This window comes from Couchioplanes azureus (assembly GCF_014648355.1).
Lineage (GTDB): Bacteria > Actinomycetota > Actinomycetes > Mycobacteriales > Micromonosporaceae > Actinoplanes > Actinoplanes azureus.
This window is the reverse complement of record NZ_BMQY01000001.1, coordinates 508,087-521,853: the sequence shown is the minus strand read 5'-3', so window position 1 is coordinate 521,853 and position 13,767 is coordinate 508,087. Positions and strand designations below refer to the sequence as shown.

Here is a 13,767-nt window from a genome sequence, read left to right as displayed (position 1 = left end):
CCGGCCCGGGTGGCCGGGGCCGGCGCCGGGCCGGGTCAGCCGGAGGCGTTGCCGGTGAAGTTCCAGGAGGCGAGGTGGAGGGCCGGCGCCGTGTAGCGGACGCCCGACCAGCGGTCCGGGAGGGCGACCGTCTCCGTGCCCAGCCCCAGGACCGCGCCCGGGCCCAGCGCCTGCGGGTAGGACTGGGTGAAGCGGAGGTTGCCCACCGCCGCGGTCACTTCGCCGTTCTCGATCAGCCAGACGCCGTTGCGGGTGAGGCCGGTGACCACGAGGCTCTTCTGGTCGAGCACCCGCGTGTACCAGAGGTCCGTGACCAGCAGGCCGCGGCGCACGCCCGCCGCCAGAGCCCGTGCCGAGGCCGCGACCGGCCCCGCGCCGGCCTGCCCCGCCCCGGTCTGCCCGACGTCCCCGGGTGCCGGGGCCGGGGAGGGGCTTGGCGTGTTGCCGGGCGCCGAGCCCGGGGAGCGATCCGACGCGTCCGAACCCCGGGTGGCAACCGGCGAAACCGGTGCCGGGGCGAGGCGGAGGTCGGCGGCGATCGGGCCCCAGGAGCGGGAGGACGGGGAGGCGTGGCCCGTGGAGACCGTGCCCGCCTCGGCCGCCGAGGTGCGGTCGTGGCTCACCGCGCGGGTCACGCCGGACTCGACCAGGGTGAGGGTGTCGCGGGGGGTGCCTTCCGCGTCGAAGGGCAGGGTGGCGCCCAGCGGCTCGTCGGCGATGGTGATGCTCTCGTCGAACTGCTGGACGCCCAGCTCGGCGAACGACTGGTGCTGGGCGAAGGCCTTGCCGTTGAAGCCGAAGCCGGCCAGGTTGCCGAGCAGGTCGGCCACCGCGGTCGGTTCGAGGACGACCTCGTAGCGCCCCGGCGGCAGCTCGATCGGGTCCGCGCCGGCCCGGGCCTTGGCCGCGGCGACGGCACCCAGCTCGGCGCCGTCCAGGCCGGCGAGGCGCCCGCCGGCGCGGCGGGCCACGCCGTCGGCGCCGGCGAGCCGGGCGATGCCGTCCATCGCCGCCTCGGCGGACCGACCGTGCACCGCCTGCCCGAGCGTGTTGGCGAATCCGCCCGACGCGTACGCCGTGCGGCAGAACCCGGCCGTCTCCAGCCCGCCCGCGGCCCGGACGAAGTCGCGGACCCGCAGGGCGCGTTCCTCGGGCCCGGCGCCCGCGGTGGCCTCGTCGAAGCCGGGGTCCGGACGCAGCGCGGTGGGCGGCGTGAGCCCCGGCCAGGTGACGTCGGGCGGCGACAGCCGGGCGGCGGCGACGGTGCGCTCCACGAGCGAGCGCAGTCCGTCGGCGGTCGTCACCGTGGTGGAACCGCCGGCCGTGCGCCCGTCGAGGTGCAGCCGCAGCCGGACGGTCGTGGTGGCCTCGGCGACGTTCTGGTGGATCGCGGAGTTGGCGAACCGGGTCAGCGCCTCGGCCGAGTGCGCGGCGACCACCTCCGCCTCGGCTCCGGGGCCGGCCAGCCGCCGGGTCAGTTCGACGACACGTGCCGCCAGGTCCAGCTCGGCGCTCATCCGCGGACTCCTACCCGTACGCCGGTGAAGCGGGCCGGTGCGGCGGGATGGCCGGTGTGGCCGATCTGGCCGGGCTGGCCCTTGCCGCAGTTGGGTGTGCCCCACGCCACGGTCTCGGCGGACAGCATGTCCATCGACTGCCAGAACTTCGGCCCGATGCCGGTGTAGGTGGGGTTGCGCAGGATCCGCCCCCGCTTGCCGTTCTTGATCTCGTAGCCGATCTCGCAGCCGAACTGGAAGTTGAGCCGGCGGTCGTCGATCGACCAGGAGCGGTTGATGTCCATGAAGACCCCGTCGTCGGTGGCGGCGATCATCTCGTCGAGCGTGTGCGGGCCGGGCTCCAGGCCGACGTTGGTCATGCGGACCATCGGCAGCCGGGCCCAGCCGTCGGCGCGGACGCTGCCGGCGTAGTCGAGCCCGGCGACCGCCGCCGAGTCACGCCCGGCGAGCACGCCGACCCAGATGCCGTCGCGGACCGCGTCGCGCTTGGTGGCCGGGGAACCCTCGTCGTCGTAGCCGAAGCTGCCGAGCGCGCCGGGGATCGTCGGGTCGATGGTGATGTTCATCAGCTCGGAGCCGTAGCGCAGGCTGCCGAGCCGGCCGAGGTCGAGCCACGACGTGCCGGCGAACGCGGCCTCCCAGCCGAGGATGCGGTCGAGCTCGATGGCGTGCCCGACGGACTCGTGGATCTGCAGGGCCATCTGCTCGCCGCCGAGGATGAGCGTGGTCTCCCCGGAGGGGCACAGCGGTGCGGTCAGCAGCGCGCGGGCCTCGTCGGCCATCCGGGCCGCGTGGTCGGTCAGGGCCAGCTCGTCGACGAGCTCCCAGCCGCGGCTCGCATATTGCCCGCGGTGCGAGGGCCAGGACCGGCGCTGGATCTCGCCGTCGCCGTAGGCGCTGGCGGTGATGCCCGCGCCGCACTCGCGGACGTGCTGGTCGATGCGGTGGCCCTCGCTGGAGACGAACCACTTGCGGGTGTCCCAGATCTGGTAGATGCCCTCGGCCAGGTCGGCGCCGGCGTCGCGGGCCGCGGCGGTGGCCGCGACCAGCAGGTCGCCCTTGGTGGACAGTGGCACGGACAGCGGGTCGACCTCGCAGGGACTCGCCCAGCTCGCCGTCTCGGCGCGGGCCGGCACCAAGTCGATCGCGGGACCGGGCACCCGCGCGCTCGCGGCGGCGATCTCGGCGGCCCGGCGCCCGGCGGCCCGCGCCGCGGCGGCGGACAGGTCCGGCACGGCGTAGAAGCCCCAGCTGGAACCGACCAGCGCCCGGACACCGATGCCCGCGCTCTCGTCGGAGCTGAGGTCCTCGATCTCGCCGTCACGGGCGCTCATGGTCTCGGTGCGCCGCAGCATGACCCGGGCGTCGGCATAGCGCGCCCCGGCGTCCAGAGCGGCCTCGACCGCCGCGCCGGCCTCGTCGAAGTGATCCACACTCATGCCTCGACCCTAGGGGACCGGTGCGACAAAATCCGGCCGGGCTCAGCCCGGCGGCAGCAGATCCTCCGGCGAAATCTCGGCGACGACGGGATCCGTCAGGTGCAACACCTCGCCGACCTTGGTGACGGACCGCTCCTTGTACTTGCCCGCAGCCAGCTCATGGAGATGCAACGCCCCGGTCTCCTGCTCGACGATCAGATACCAGGGGATCCCAGCGGCCGCGTAGTAGTGCATCGTGAGGACCCTGTCCGCCGAGGCGTTGGACGGCGACACGATCTCACAAACCATGAGGACGGCATCGGCGTCGACGACCGATGCATCGAAATCGATCGACTCGTGACCACCACGTCCGGGACCGGGATGCGACCTGTTGGAGCCGGACGTTGATCGCTTCCGTCACATGCTGCCGGCCTGGTGCCGCCCCGCGTTCCAGGGCGTTCGCAAGGCGGCGGGAGATGTGCTGGTGGCGGGGGTCGGGGCAGGCGTCACGTGCAGGCTCCCGTCGAAGAGCTCGACGCGCTCGGGGGTCTCCCCGAGCGCGAAGTGGCCCTCCTCCGTGATGGGGAACCCCGGCCGAAGATGGCGGACGTCATGGCGGCGATTGTCTCATGACTAGAGCCTGTCCGACAGGTCAGAGGTTGAGGCCGGTGACTCGGACGAGTTGCATCACCGATTGTTCGACGTAGCCCTGGGCCGTGAGCATGTTGCTGTGCAGCAGACCTCGCTCCGGTTCCGCCAGGAGGTAGCAGGGGATGCGGGCCTGGGCGTACGCGTGCATCTTCAGCGTCCAGTCCACCGTGGCGCTCGCCGCCGAGGTGATCTCGCAGACCAGGCGGACCGAGGCCGCCTCCACCAGCGGGATGTCCGGGTCGATCGCGCCCGCGATGATGAGGTCGGGTACGGCGATGCGGCCCGGGCCGAGGCGTACCGGGACGCCGGTGACCACGTTGAGGTCGGTGCGGCCCGCGCGCAGCGCGTTGGCCAGGGCGTTCAGGATCATCTGGTGCCGGGGCGTGTCCCTGGGGCAGGTGAGGACGTTGCCGTCCCAGAGTTCGGAGATCGCCGAGGTCTCGCCGAGCTGGAGGTAGTCGACCTCGGTCGTCGGCAGGGCTTCCATGGGCAGGCTGCGGCCGATCAGGGCTGACGTCATGCACACTCCCGGATGACGAACTCACGTTCTTCGGACAGACCCCCGGCGGGGGAGATCAACAGTGGCGCCCGGCACCCGGGGGCGAGCGCGTGGTGGGTGTAGATCTCGGGGTTGTCGGCTTGCGGGCCGAGGTAGCGCTCGGCGTACGCGGGGGAGAGCTGGGTCCAGTCGGTGACCGGGTCGATCGCCACGCCGCAGCGGAAGACGTCGGGGCGGCGCTGCACCGCGTACGCCGCGAGCCAGCCGCCGAGGCCGGTGCCGCGGACGGCGACGCGGCCGAGGTCCAGGTCGGGGTGCTTGCCGGTGAGCCCGTGCAGGGCGTCGATCTGGTCGGTGAGGGCCACGTCGGCCAGGCGCCGGTGGACCACCTTCTCGTAGCTGGGCGCCACTCCGGGCGTACCCCGGGAGTCGACGCTGACCACGACGAAGCCGGCATCGGCCCACCATTGCCTTTCCTGCCACCGGGCCGGGTCGGCGACGACGTGCTGGTGTCCGGGGCCGGCGCCCAGGTCGAGCAGCACCGGCAGGCGCGTTCCGGTGACGTGCCCGGACGGGTAGAGCACGCCGGTGGGCAGGCGGCGGTCGGTGACCCGGGTGAGGACGGGCCGCGGCCGGTACGGCAGCGGGTGCGCCTCGCAGGGCAGCGGCAGGACGGCGGCGCCGCGCCGCACGGTGTCGTCGACCACGATGACGTCGCCGCCGAGGTGCGCGTGGTGCCAGCCGGGTTCGGTGGTGATCCGGCGGACCCTGGTGCCGGCGCCGCCCAGGGCGGTGCGTACGGCGAACACGTGCTGCTCGGCCGGTTCGCCGTCGGTGGCCTCGACGATCAGCTCGCCGGTGCCGGCGAGCAGTCCGACGACCCGGCGTACGTAGACCTCGGGCGGGGTGAGCAGGCTGCCGTCGGCGAACAGGCAGCGGGCGTCGAACCCGTCGTGGGCCAGCTCGCCGCCGACCAGGACCCGGCCGTCGTTCAGCAGCAGCGGGGTCCCGGGCACGGGTTCGACCCAGCGCGCGTCGGCGAGCTCGGCGTGGACCTGCGTCTCGCCGGTGCGCGGGTCCACGGACAGCACCAGCCCGTGCTGCTGGCTGCGGCGCAGCACCGTGATCAGGGGGTTTCCGGCGGTCCAGCGGACGTCGACGAGGTAGGGGTACGTCTCGCGGTCCCAGTGCACGTCGACCCAGCCGCCGTGCAGGTCGAGCAGGTGGAGGCTGACCGCGGCGGCGCTGCGGACGGCGAGGATGCGGCTGCCGTCGGGGGACCACCACCAGCCCCGGGTACGGCCGAAGTCGGCGGCCGCGGGCTCGGCGACCCCCCAGGACACGCCGCTGCCGGGCTCGCCGGCGAGCAGCTCGTCGTGGCCGTCGGGGCCGATGACCCGCAAGGTGGCGTCGGGAGTGGTGTATCCGATGGCGTTGCCGGTCGGGTCCGGCCGCGGCTCGACCACCCGGGCGGCCGCGGCGGGCTCGCGCCCGGAGCAGTGCAGCTGCCCGTCGCGGGCCCAGGCGAGCACGGACAGGTCGGCCGATCCGGCGTACGAGTCGACGGGACCGTCGGTGATCTTGGTGACCGTGCCGGAGGAGACGGTGAGGACCCACAGCGCCGCCGCGGGATCGTAGGGTCCCGCGGAGCGCAGGAACGCCACCCGGGCGCCGTCGTCGCCGACCGTCACGGCGTGCGGCGCGCCGAAGCGGAACCGGCCGGTGCGCTCGGCGAGTTCGGGATAGTCCACGCCGACCAGCATCGCTGATCGGACACCCCTCATGGGGGGCAAACAGCAGACGCGGGGCCGGGGCGGCGCGCGCGTAAAGTGGCGCGGGTGACCGACACGCTGCCCGCCCGCCGCCTGATGCTCGTGCACGCCCACCCGGACGACGAGGTCACCGGCACCGGCGCCACCATGGCTCGCTACGCCGCCGAGGGCGCCCTCGTGACGCTGGTGACCTGCACGCTGGGTGAGGAGGGGGAGATCCACGTGCCGGAGCTGGCCGGGCTCGAGGCGCGGCAGGCCGACCAGCTCGGCGGCTGGCGCATCGCCGAGCTGCAGCGCGCCTGCGCCGCGCTCGGCGTCACCGACCACCGCTTCCTCGGCGGCGCGGGCCGCTACCGCGACTCCGGGATGATGGGCCTGGAGACCAACGACCATCCCCGGGCCTTCTGGCGGGCCGACCTCGACGAGGCCGCGGCGCACTGCCTGGAGATCATGCGGGAGGTGCGCCCGCAGGTGCTGATCACGTACGACGAGAACGGCTTCTACGGCCACCCGGACCACATCCAGGCGCACCGGGTGGCGATGCGCGCCGCGGAGCTCGCCGAGGCGGAGGGCTTCGGCCCCGAGAAGATCTACTTCACGGCGATGCCGCGCAGCGTCCTGGAGGGCGGCATGGAGGCGTTCAAGGCGCTGGACGACAACCCGTTCGCCGAGGTGGAGAACGTCGACGACCTGCCGTTCGGGCACCCGGACGACGAGATCGCCGCCCGCATCGACGGCACCGACTTCTACGAGCGCAAGGTGGCGGCGATGCGCGCGCACGCGACCCAGATCCCGGACAACTCCTGGCTGTACGGCATCGCCGGCGACTTCGGCGGCGAGTTCATGGGCGTGGAGTACTTCACCCTGGCCAAGGGCGAGCGTGGCGAGGTGTCGGGCCCGCACAAGTGGGAGAGCGACCTGTTCAGCAACGTGGTGGGGCGATGACGCTGGAGGCCCCGGCGAGCGCACCCCCGTCGGGCCCCGCGCCCGTGCCGAGCCCGGTCGGCGATCGGCTGATCACGGCGGCCGGGATGGTGGTCGCCCTGCTCGCCACGGTCGCCACGGCCCTGCTGGAGCTGTTCACGACCCCGCTGCGCCTCGGTGGTGTGCCGATCTGCGTGGCCGTCCTGCTGGCGGCGGCCGCCAACTACGGCATCGCCTGGTTCGCGGTGACGACCGTCGGGCGGCGCTGGGCCGTCGCGCCGCCGTGGGGACTGTGGACCGCGATCATGTTCTTCGCCGCGGGTGTCCGTACGCCGGAGGGCGACTATCTCATCGGCGCCGAGGACTGGGTCGCCCTCGCGATGATCCTGGTGGGCAGCCTGTCCTTCGCGGTGTTCACTTACCGGGCGATTCTGCGGGGACCAACCGTCACAAAGCTATGACAAACGGACGTGGCGTTCCGGTCGCCGCGAACGCCGGGCGGCAGACTGGCGCGAAATCCGCCGCCGCCGCTGAAGGTGACATCCGTTGACCTCCGTATCCGAAGACACCGCCCCACCGGTCACCTCCGTCCCTGCGCCGGTGGGACCTGATCCCGCCCCCGGGCCGGTCAGCCGCAGCCGGATCGTCGTGGTGGGCACGGTCGCCGCCGTCCTGATCGCCGGTGCCGGCGTGGTCGCGTGGGCGTACGGCGGTGACGTCCCGCGCGGCACCCGCGTGCTGGGCGTGGACCTCGGCGGCCGCTCGCGCACCGAGGCGGAGCGCGCGCTGACCGAGGCGGTCGGGCCGCGCACCGGCGATCCGGTCCGGGTGGACCTGGACGGCGAGCTCGTCACCATCCGGCCCGCGGACATCGCGATGACCCTGGAGGTCGACCTCAGCGTCGGACGGGCCATGCGGGGCCGGCCGGCGCCGTTCGGCACCCGCACCGTCGCGCCCGTCATCGACCTGGACGAGGCGAAGCTCGAGACGCTCCTGCGCCGAGAGCTCGACCCGGAACGGATCACGCTCAAGAAGCCGGGGATCGCGTACGCCGGACGGGTCCCGCGGCCGACGTACCCGGCGGCGGGCCGCAACCTGGACCCGGCGCTCGCCGCGGCCGAGGTCCGCAAGGCCTGGCTGGTGGGCGGTACGGCCCGGGTGCCGCTGGTGCACCGGGACCCGGCGACCAGCGGGGGGCAGGTCGACGCGCTGATCCGCGAGCTGGCCGTGCCCGCGGTCGCGGCGCCGGTGACGGTCCGGGTGGGCGCCAGGTCGTTCCCGCTCCCGCCGCGCGCGATCGCCGCGGGCCTGGTCTTCCGCTCGGACGACGACGGCCTGCTCACCCCGGCGATCGACGGCGCAAGGCTGCATGCTGCCGCGGCCAAGGGCTTCGCGCGGGTGGAGAAGGAACCGCGGGACGCCCGGATCGCACTGTCGAAGGGCAGGCCGCGGATCGTCGCGGGCGAGCCCGGAGACATGGTCGACCTGGAGGCGCTGGGCCCGGCCCTGCTCGACGTGCTGCGCAAGCCGGCGCCGCGCTCGGTGCAGGCCGTTCTCACCGAGCGGGAGCCCGATCTGACCGCGGCCGAGGTGAAGCGGTTCGGCATCAAGGAGAAGGTCTCCACCTTCACCACCTACTTCACCGGTGGCGCCGGCTCGCCGCGCAGCCAGAACATCATGACCATCGCCCGCGCGGTCGACGGCGCGATCGTCGCCCCCGGCGAGACCTTCTCGCTCAACGGGCACACCGGTGAGCGCGACTATGCCGCCGGATACCAGGACGCCCCGGTCATCGTCAACGGCAAGCTGGAGCTCGGGGTCGGCGGCGGGGCGTCGCAGTTCACCACGACGCTGTTCAACGCCGCCTACTACGCGGGGCTGGAGGACGTCGAGCACAAACCGCACTCGTTCTACTTCTCCCGGTATCCCGCGGTGATCGAGTCGACCATCTTCTACCCGACGCTCGACCTCAAGTTCCGCAACACCACGCCGTACGGGATCTTCATCGACACGTCGTACACCGGCGGCTCGGTGACCGTCACGATGTGGAGCACGAAGGTCTACGACAGCGTCAAGACCGTACGAAGCCCCCGCCGCAACCTCACCTCCCCGCCCACGGTCCACCGCGAGCCCGGCCCGAGGTGCGTCGCCTCCAGCGGACTTCCCGGCTTCACGCAGGATGCTTGGCGCGTCATCCGCAAGGACGGCGAGGAGGTGGCGCGCGAGAAGTTCACCTGGCGCTACGATCCCGAGCCACGATTCGTGTGCGGCGAGGAGCCGTGAGGCCGGTCCTGGAGGAACGTCATGAAGCAGCGTGGGGTGAGGATCGCGGTGCTGGCCGCGGCGCTGTTCGGGGTCAACGTGGTGGCGCGGCTGGTGGTGCGCCTCGGCTTCGACGGCGACGACGTCGCCGAGAGCCGCGTCTCCATCGCCATGTTCGCGGTCATCGGCCTGGTGCTGGCGGCCGTGGCGTTCGTGCGCTCGCAGCGGGTCCCGCTCGGCACCTGGCTGCCCGACCTGGCCGCGGCGGCGGTCGGCGGCATGCTGCTCACCATCCTCGTGGGCCCGTTCGTCAGCGGCGACTACCCGTTCTCCGGCGGCGCGGGCAACTTCTTCTCCCAGGTCTGGCTCTACGGCGGCTTCGCGATCGTCGGCACCCTGCTCGGGTACTGGATCGCCACGATGTTCGGCCGTGACTACCGTTCGAAGTCGCTGCAGGCCTTCACCGTGGCGAAGACGACGAGGCCCCGGCGCGTCGTGCGGCGCTGAATGTGACCCAGGACACTTACTTCGGAGAACCGTCGGGGAGCCACCCGTCGTCTAGCCGGGTGTGAGACGAACCTTGGAGTCACTCGACGAGGGTGAGTTGCTGCGCCTGACCGCGCGCGGCGACCGGCGCGCCTTCGACGAGCTGTACCGGCGTACCGCGCCGTGGCTGGCGGTGCGGCTGCGCCGGCGCTGCGCCGACGAGGACGTGGTCGCCGACGTGCTCCAGGAGACCTATCTGGCGGTCTGGCGCTCCGCGGGCAGCCAGGCGCAGGCCTCGCCGCAGGGCAGCGCCCTCGGCTGGCTCTGGACCATCGCGGCGCACCGGCTCGTCGACGCGTTCCGCAGCCGGGCGCGCCGGTCCCGCGTCCCGGCGGTGGAGACGGCCGAGACCGTGGCCCCGGCGGCCGAGGACGAGGTGATGGCCGGCCGGATCGACGCCGACCTCGAGCGCGCCCTGCTGGCCCTGCCCCCGGAGCTGCGCCAGGTGCTGCGCGCGATGGTGCTCGACGGCCTGACCGTACGGGAGACCTCGCTGCTGCTCGGCATGCCGGAAGGAACCGTGAAGACCCGCGCGCGGCGGGCCCGGATCGCGCTGCGGGAGGCGCTGTCATGAGCACTCACCCGACCCCTGAGCTGATCTCCCGGTACGCCTCGGGCGACGCCGGCGTCGACGACGCGACGGTCTGGGCGGTGGAGGCCCACCTGGAGTCCTGCGGCACCTGCCGCGGCCTGCTGACCGACGCCGTGGACCCCGGCACCCGCGACCTGCTCCAGCGGGTGTCCGAGGGCATCTCCGCGGGCATCGCCGCCGGGCCCGCGCCGGTGCGGCGCCGGCGCCGGCTGCGGCGTACCGGCGTGGCCGCCCGGGTTCTGCCGTGGCTGGCCACGGCGGTGTTCCTGATGCTGTCCGCGACCCTCTTCGAGCAGGCCTTCCCGGACGCGCCGTCGCTGGTGCTGCTGCTCGCGCCGGTGGCGCCGCTGTTGCCGATCGCCGCCGCCTGGAGCCGGCGTACCGATCCGGCCTGGGAACTGATGGCCAGCATGCCGCGCACCGGGCTGGCCCTGCTGCTGCGCCGCACGCTGGCCGTGCTCGCGGCGGTCGTCCCCGTGCTGGCGGTGGCGGCGTGGGGCACCGGCCACTCGCCGGCGCTCTGGCTGCTGCCCTGCCTGGCCTTCACCGCCGGGAGCCTGGCGCTCGGCGGGCTGGTCGGCATCGACCGGGCCGCCCTCGCGCTGGCCGTCGTCTGGTCCGCCGCGGTCGTGGTGCCGAGCATGGCCACCGACCGGATGCCGGTGGTGCTGCGCGGCGGCAGCTGGCCGCTCTGGGCGGTGAGCACCGTGCTGCTCGCGGCGGTGGTGCTCGCGCGGGCCGCCGACCATCGCCGGTTCGGCACCGGCGGCAGCTAGCACCTCCCACCCGGCGATCCCTTACCGAGCACGACGAACGGAGAGACGATGATGCGCGTCGTCAGCGCGGCCGAGACGGCACCGACCACCTATGCCTGGGCGGTGCATGCCTCCGGCCTCAAGGTCCGTGCCGGGCGGCACCTCGCCGTCGACGGGCTCGACCTGGCCCTGGGCACCGGCGTGCACGGCCTGCTCGGCCCCAACGGCGCCGGCAAGACCACGCTCATGCGCGCCCTCGCCACGGTGATCAACCCGGCCGGCGGCGCGCTGACTCTGCTCGGCCAGGACGTCTCCGGCCGGGCCGACCTGCGCCGGATCCGTCGGTGCCTGGGTTACCTGCCGCAGCACTTCGGCTGCTACCCGCGCTTCACGGTGCGCGAGTTCGTCGAGTACATGGCCTGGCTCAAGGAGATGCCGAAGGCCGCGGTCACCGGGGCGGTCCAGCGCGCCATCGACCGGGTGGGGCTGACCAGCCGCGCCGACTCGAAGCTCAAGACCCTCTCCGGCGGCATGCTGCGGCGCGCGGGCATCGCCCAGGCGATCGTCAACGACCCGGAGATCCTGCTGCTCGACGAGCCGACCGTGGGCCTCGACCCGGAACAGCGCCTGGACTTCCGCGAGCTGCTGCGCGAGATCGGCGTGGACAGCTGCGTGCTCGTCTCCACCCACCTCGTCGAGGACGTCGTGGCCGCCTGCTCCGACGTCGTGCTCGTCGACGCGGGGCGCCTCGTCTACCAGGGGACACCGGAGGATCTCGCCGCGCGGGGCGGTGCGGGTGACGCCGGCGACAGTCCCGCCGAGCGGGGGTACTCGGCGCTGCTGCGCGCGTACCGGAAGGAGAACGGCCGATGACGCGGGTGTTCCGCACCCAGGTGCTGCGCTCCTCGGCGCTGTTTTCCCTGATCCTGCTGCTCGTCCTGGGTCTGGTCTGCATGTTCGCCGCTCCCGGGTCGTGGATCGAGGGATGGCTGTTCCTCGGTACCGGCCAGCGGACCTACCTCGTGTTCCTCTGGCCGCTCGCCCTGGCGCTGGGCGCCTGGCAGATGCGCCAGGAGCACCGCGCCCGGGTGGACGAGCTCTTCGCCGGCACGGCCCGCCCCCGGTGGCAGCGGGTCACGGTCACGGCCGCGGCCCTGGCCTTCGCCGTGGCGGTGGCCTACGGGCTGGTGTTCGCCGTCGCCGCGGGATGGATCGCCGGCACCGCGACCTACCTGCCCGGCGCGGTGCCCGCGATGGCGGCCGTCGGCGCCCTGTCTCTGGTGGCGGCGGTGTGGGTCGGCATGGGCGTCGGAAGCCTGCTGCCGCACCTGGTGACCGCGCCCGCGCTGGCCACGACCGGCTTCGCGCTGCAGCTCTCCCTGCCGGTGATCTTCCGCGACAGCGACTGGCTCGCCAACCTGCTGTCGCCGTTCCTGACCCGGCCCTGGGACGCCTATTTCACCCTGCCGGCCCGGTTCCACGCGGGCCAGGCGATCTGGCTGACCGGGCTGGCCGGGACCGGGCTGCTCCTGCTGGCCGCCGCCACCCGGCTGTCCCGGTCGGCGGCGGTGCTGCCGGTGGTCCTGGGCCTCGGCGTGGCCGTGGCGCTCGCCCCCCGGGTGGACGACCACAGCACCCCGTGGGTCCGTGACCTCGCGGCAGCCGAGCTGGTCTGCACCGACGACGCCCCCCGGGTCTGCGTCACCCGGGTGCACACCGAGCTGCTGTCCGACGTGGCCCCGGTGGCCCGGGAGGCACTGTCCAAGGTGAAGGAGCTCCCCGGGGCGCCGACGAGCGCCGTGGAGGACTGGACGCTGACCTACGGCGACGACCGGGACGCGCCGGTCGGGGCCCCCGGCCCGGACACGCTGGAGTTCATCGTCGACGTCGACGGCCGGGGCAGGCTTTCGCGGCCGGAGAGCTTCGTCGCGCTGACCCTCGAGCAGCTCGCCTTCCGCGACTGCCGGGAAGCCTCCGCGGAGCAGTTCGCCGAGGATGCCGCGGTCGCCGAGGCCATCGGCTTCTGGCTGGCCGGGCGCCCGCTCGATCCGGGCGAGTCCTTCGGAGGCGAGGAACTGCACCGCAAGCGCCGGCTCTGGGACGTACTCCAGGCGCTGCCCCGGGAACAGGCGTTGCAGCGGATCGCCGAGGTACGCACCGCGGCCCGCGACTGCTCCGGCGGTGGCCTGGCCGCCATCCTCGAAGGGAACGCGCGATGAGGTGGACGTGGCTCTATCTGCGCTCCCGCGGCGTCGCTGCCTCCGCGGGGACGGGCGTGGCACTCGTCGCCACGGTGTGCGCGCTCTGGTCGGCCTTCGCCGGGTCGCGGGACGTGGACTTCCCGCTGGCCCTGCTCGTGGTGGTCCTGCTGGTCTCCGCGGTCTCCGCCACCCTGGCCGGGCCCGACGACGCGCTGGACCGCACCGCGGCGAAGCCCTGGCAGCCGGTACGGCTGGCCCACCTGCTGAGCGCCTACGCGGTCATGATGGCGCCCCTGCTGCTGACGCGGGTCACGGCCGGGCGGTTCGGGCCCGTCGCGGAGCTCGCCCGCGACGCCGCCGGCCTGCTCGGACTGACCGCCCTGGGCGCGGCGCTGATCGGTGCGCACCGGGCGTGGCTGCCGCCGCTGTTGTGGACCCTGCCGGCGCTCTACTTCAGCGCCGGCGGCGCGTCCGAGAAGACGGCGGCCCGGGCCCTCACCTGGATGGTGCAGCCGATCGGCGACCGGCCGGCGGCCGTCATGGCGGCGGCGCTGGCGGCCGCCGGGCTGCTCGCCTATGCGCTGCGCGGCACCCCGCCGCGGCCCGCCTCCGACCCGGCACCGGCCTGAG

At 73.8% G+C, this 13,767-nt stretch carries 14 protein-coding genes; 9 read left to right on the top strand and 5 right to left on the bottom strand.

The genetic code is table 11. From position 1 onward, the window contains the following. Nucleotides 1-35: 35 nt before the first annotated feature. The 5 genes from IEY99_RS02420 to IEY99_RS02400 form a co-directional block, all read right to left on the bottom strand. Entirely contained in the window at nucleotides 36-1,517 is a 1,482-nt protein-coding gene (locus IEY99_RS02420; protein ID WP_189199002.1) for a TldD/PmbA family protein, read from the bottom strand. Beyond that, on the bottom strand, nucleotides 1,514-2,950 hold the full coding sequence (locus tag IEY99_RS02415; protein ID WP_189200538.1) for a TldD/PmbA family protein: 1,437 nt from the start codon (nucleotides 2,948-2,950) through the stop codon (nucleotides 1,514-1,516). Before IEY99_RS02415 ends, IEY99_RS02420 begins: the two co-directional genes overlap by 4 nt. 48 nt (nucleotides 2,951-2,998) lie before the next feature. Beyond that, nucleotides 2,999-3,244, bottom strand: a complete 246-nt coding sequence (locus IEY99_RS33920; RefSeq protein WP_229798031.1) for a Uma2 family endonuclease — start codon at nucleotides 3,242-3,244, stop codon at nucleotides 2,999-3,001. A 343-nt stretch (nucleotides 3,245-3,587) separates the two neighbouring features. Further along, the gene (locus IEY99_RS02405) at nucleotides 3,588-4,106 is read right to left on the bottom strand and encodes a Uma2 family endonuclease (RefSeq protein ID WP_189199001.1); all 519 of its coding nucleotides are present in this window, start codon (nucleotides 4,104-4,106) and stop codon (nucleotides 3,588-3,590) included. After that, nucleotides 4,103-5,848 (bottom strand): S9 family peptidase, encoded by a 1,746-nt coding sequence (locus tag IEY99_RS02400; protein ID WP_373293271.1) that lies wholly within the window; start codon nucleotides 5,846-5,848, stop codon nucleotides 4,103-4,105. Before IEY99_RS02400 ends, IEY99_RS02405 begins: the two co-directional genes overlap by 4 nt. Before the next feature lie 75 nt (nucleotides 5,849-5,923). Between IEY99_RS02400 and mshB the strand changes: the two genes are divergently transcribed. From mshB to IEY99_RS02355, 9 genes are all read left to right on the top strand, one after another. Next, entirely contained in the window at nucleotides 5,924-6,802 is an 879-nt protein-coding gene (mshB, locus tag IEY99_RS02395) for an N-acetyl-1-D-myo-inositol-2-amino-2-deoxy-alpha-D-glucopyranoside deacetylase (protein WP_189198999.1), read from the top strand. Further along, nucleotides 6,799-7,242: a hypothetical protein gene (locus IEY99_RS02390; RefSeq protein ID WP_229798029.1), complete on the top strand. Its 444-nt coding sequence runs from the start codon at nucleotides 6,799-6,801 to the stop codon at nucleotides 7,240-7,242. Before mshB ends, IEY99_RS02390 begins: the two co-directional genes overlap by 4 nt. A gap of 139 nt (nucleotides 7,243-7,381) precedes the next feature. Further along, entirely contained in the window at nucleotides 7,382-9,064 is a 1,683-nt protein-coding gene (locus tag IEY99_RS02385; RefSeq protein ID WP_189198998.1) for a VanW family protein, read from the top strand. Between the two features lie 21 nt (nucleotides 9,065-9,085). Continuing rightward, on the top strand, nucleotides 9,086-9,550 hold the full coding sequence (locus IEY99_RS02380; protein WP_189198997.1) for a hypothetical protein: 465 nt from the start codon (nucleotides 9,086-9,088) through the stop codon (nucleotides 9,548-9,550). Between the two features lie 61 nt (nucleotides 9,551-9,611). Then, complete coding sequence (locus IEY99_RS02375) at nucleotides 9,612-10,163, top strand: RNA polymerase sigma factor (RefSeq protein WP_229798027.1); 552 nt, start codon at nucleotides 9,612-9,614, stop codon at nucleotides 10,161-10,163. Then, complete coding sequence (locus IEY99_RS02370; protein ID WP_189198996.1) at nucleotides 10,160-10,957, top strand: zf-HC2 domain-containing protein; 798 nt, start codon at nucleotides 10,160-10,162, stop codon at nucleotides 10,955-10,957. The genes IEY99_RS02375 and IEY99_RS02370 overlap by 4 nt, the downstream gene beginning before the upstream one ends. 48 nt (nucleotides 10,958-11,005) lie before the next feature. Next, nucleotides 11,006-11,809, top strand: a complete 804-nt coding sequence (locus IEY99_RS02365; protein ID WP_373293270.1) for an ABC transporter ATP-binding protein — start codon at nucleotides 11,006-11,008, stop codon at nucleotides 11,807-11,809. Next, the gene (locus tag IEY99_RS02360; protein ID WP_189198995.1) at nucleotides 11,806-13,155 is read left to right on the top strand and encodes a hypothetical protein; all 1,350 of its coding nucleotides are present in this window, start codon (nucleotides 11,806-11,808) and stop codon (nucleotides 13,153-13,155) included. The genes IEY99_RS02365 and IEY99_RS02360 overlap by 4 nt, the downstream gene beginning before the upstream one ends. Then, nucleotides 13,152-13,766 (top strand): hypothetical protein, encoded by a 615-nt coding sequence (locus IEY99_RS02355; RefSeq protein ID WP_189198994.1) that lies wholly within the window; start codon nucleotides 13,152-13,154, stop codon nucleotides 13,764-13,766. The genes IEY99_RS02360 and IEY99_RS02355 overlap by 4 nt, the downstream gene beginning before the upstream one ends. The last annotated feature ends 1 nt before the right edge of the window (nucleotide 13,767 follow it).

Excerpts from the sequence above, each read along its gene's own strand:
- IEY99_RS02355 (WP_189198994.1), top strand. The coding sequence starts at position 13,152 with ATGAGGTGGACGTGGCTCTATCTGCGCTCCCGCGGCGTCGCTGCCTCC.
- IEY99_RS02380 (WP_189198997.1), top strand. The coding sequence starts at position 9,086 with ATGAAGCAGCGTGGGGTGAGGATCGCGGTGCTGGCCGCGGCGCTGTTC.
- IEY99_RS02390 (WP_229798029.1), top strand. The coding sequence starts at position 6,799 with ATGACGCTGGAGGCCCCGGCGAGCGCACCCCCGTCGGGCCCCGCGCCC.
- IEY99_RS02365 (WP_373293270.1), top strand. The coding sequence starts at position 11,006 with ATGATGCGCGTCGTCAGCGCGGCCGAGACGGCACCGACCACCTATGCC.
- IEY99_RS02420 (WP_189199002.1), bottom strand. The coding sequence starts at position 1,517 with ATGAGCGCCGAGCTGGACCTGGCGGCACGTGTCGTCGAACTGACCCGG.
- IEY99_RS02400 (WP_373293271.1), bottom strand. The coding sequence starts at position 5,848 with ATGCTGGTCGGCGTGGACTATCCCGAACTCGCCGAGCGCACCGGCCGG.
- IEY99_RS02360 (WP_189198995.1), top strand. The coding sequence starts at position 11,806 with ATGACGCGGGTGTTCCGCACCCAGGTGCTGCGCTCCTCGGCGCTGTTT.
- IEY99_RS33920 (WP_229798031.1), bottom strand. The coding sequence starts at position 3,244 with ATGGTTTGTGAGATCGTGTCGCCGTCCAACGCCTCGGCGGACAGGGTC.
- IEY99_RS02405 (WP_189199001.1), bottom strand. The coding sequence starts at position 4,106 with ATGACGTCAGCCCTGATCGGCCGCAGCCTGCCCATGGAAGCCCTGCCG.
- IEY99_RS02370 (WP_189198996.1), top strand. The coding sequence starts at position 10,160 with ATGAGCACTCACCCGACCCCTGAGCTGATCTCCCGGTACGCCTCGGGC.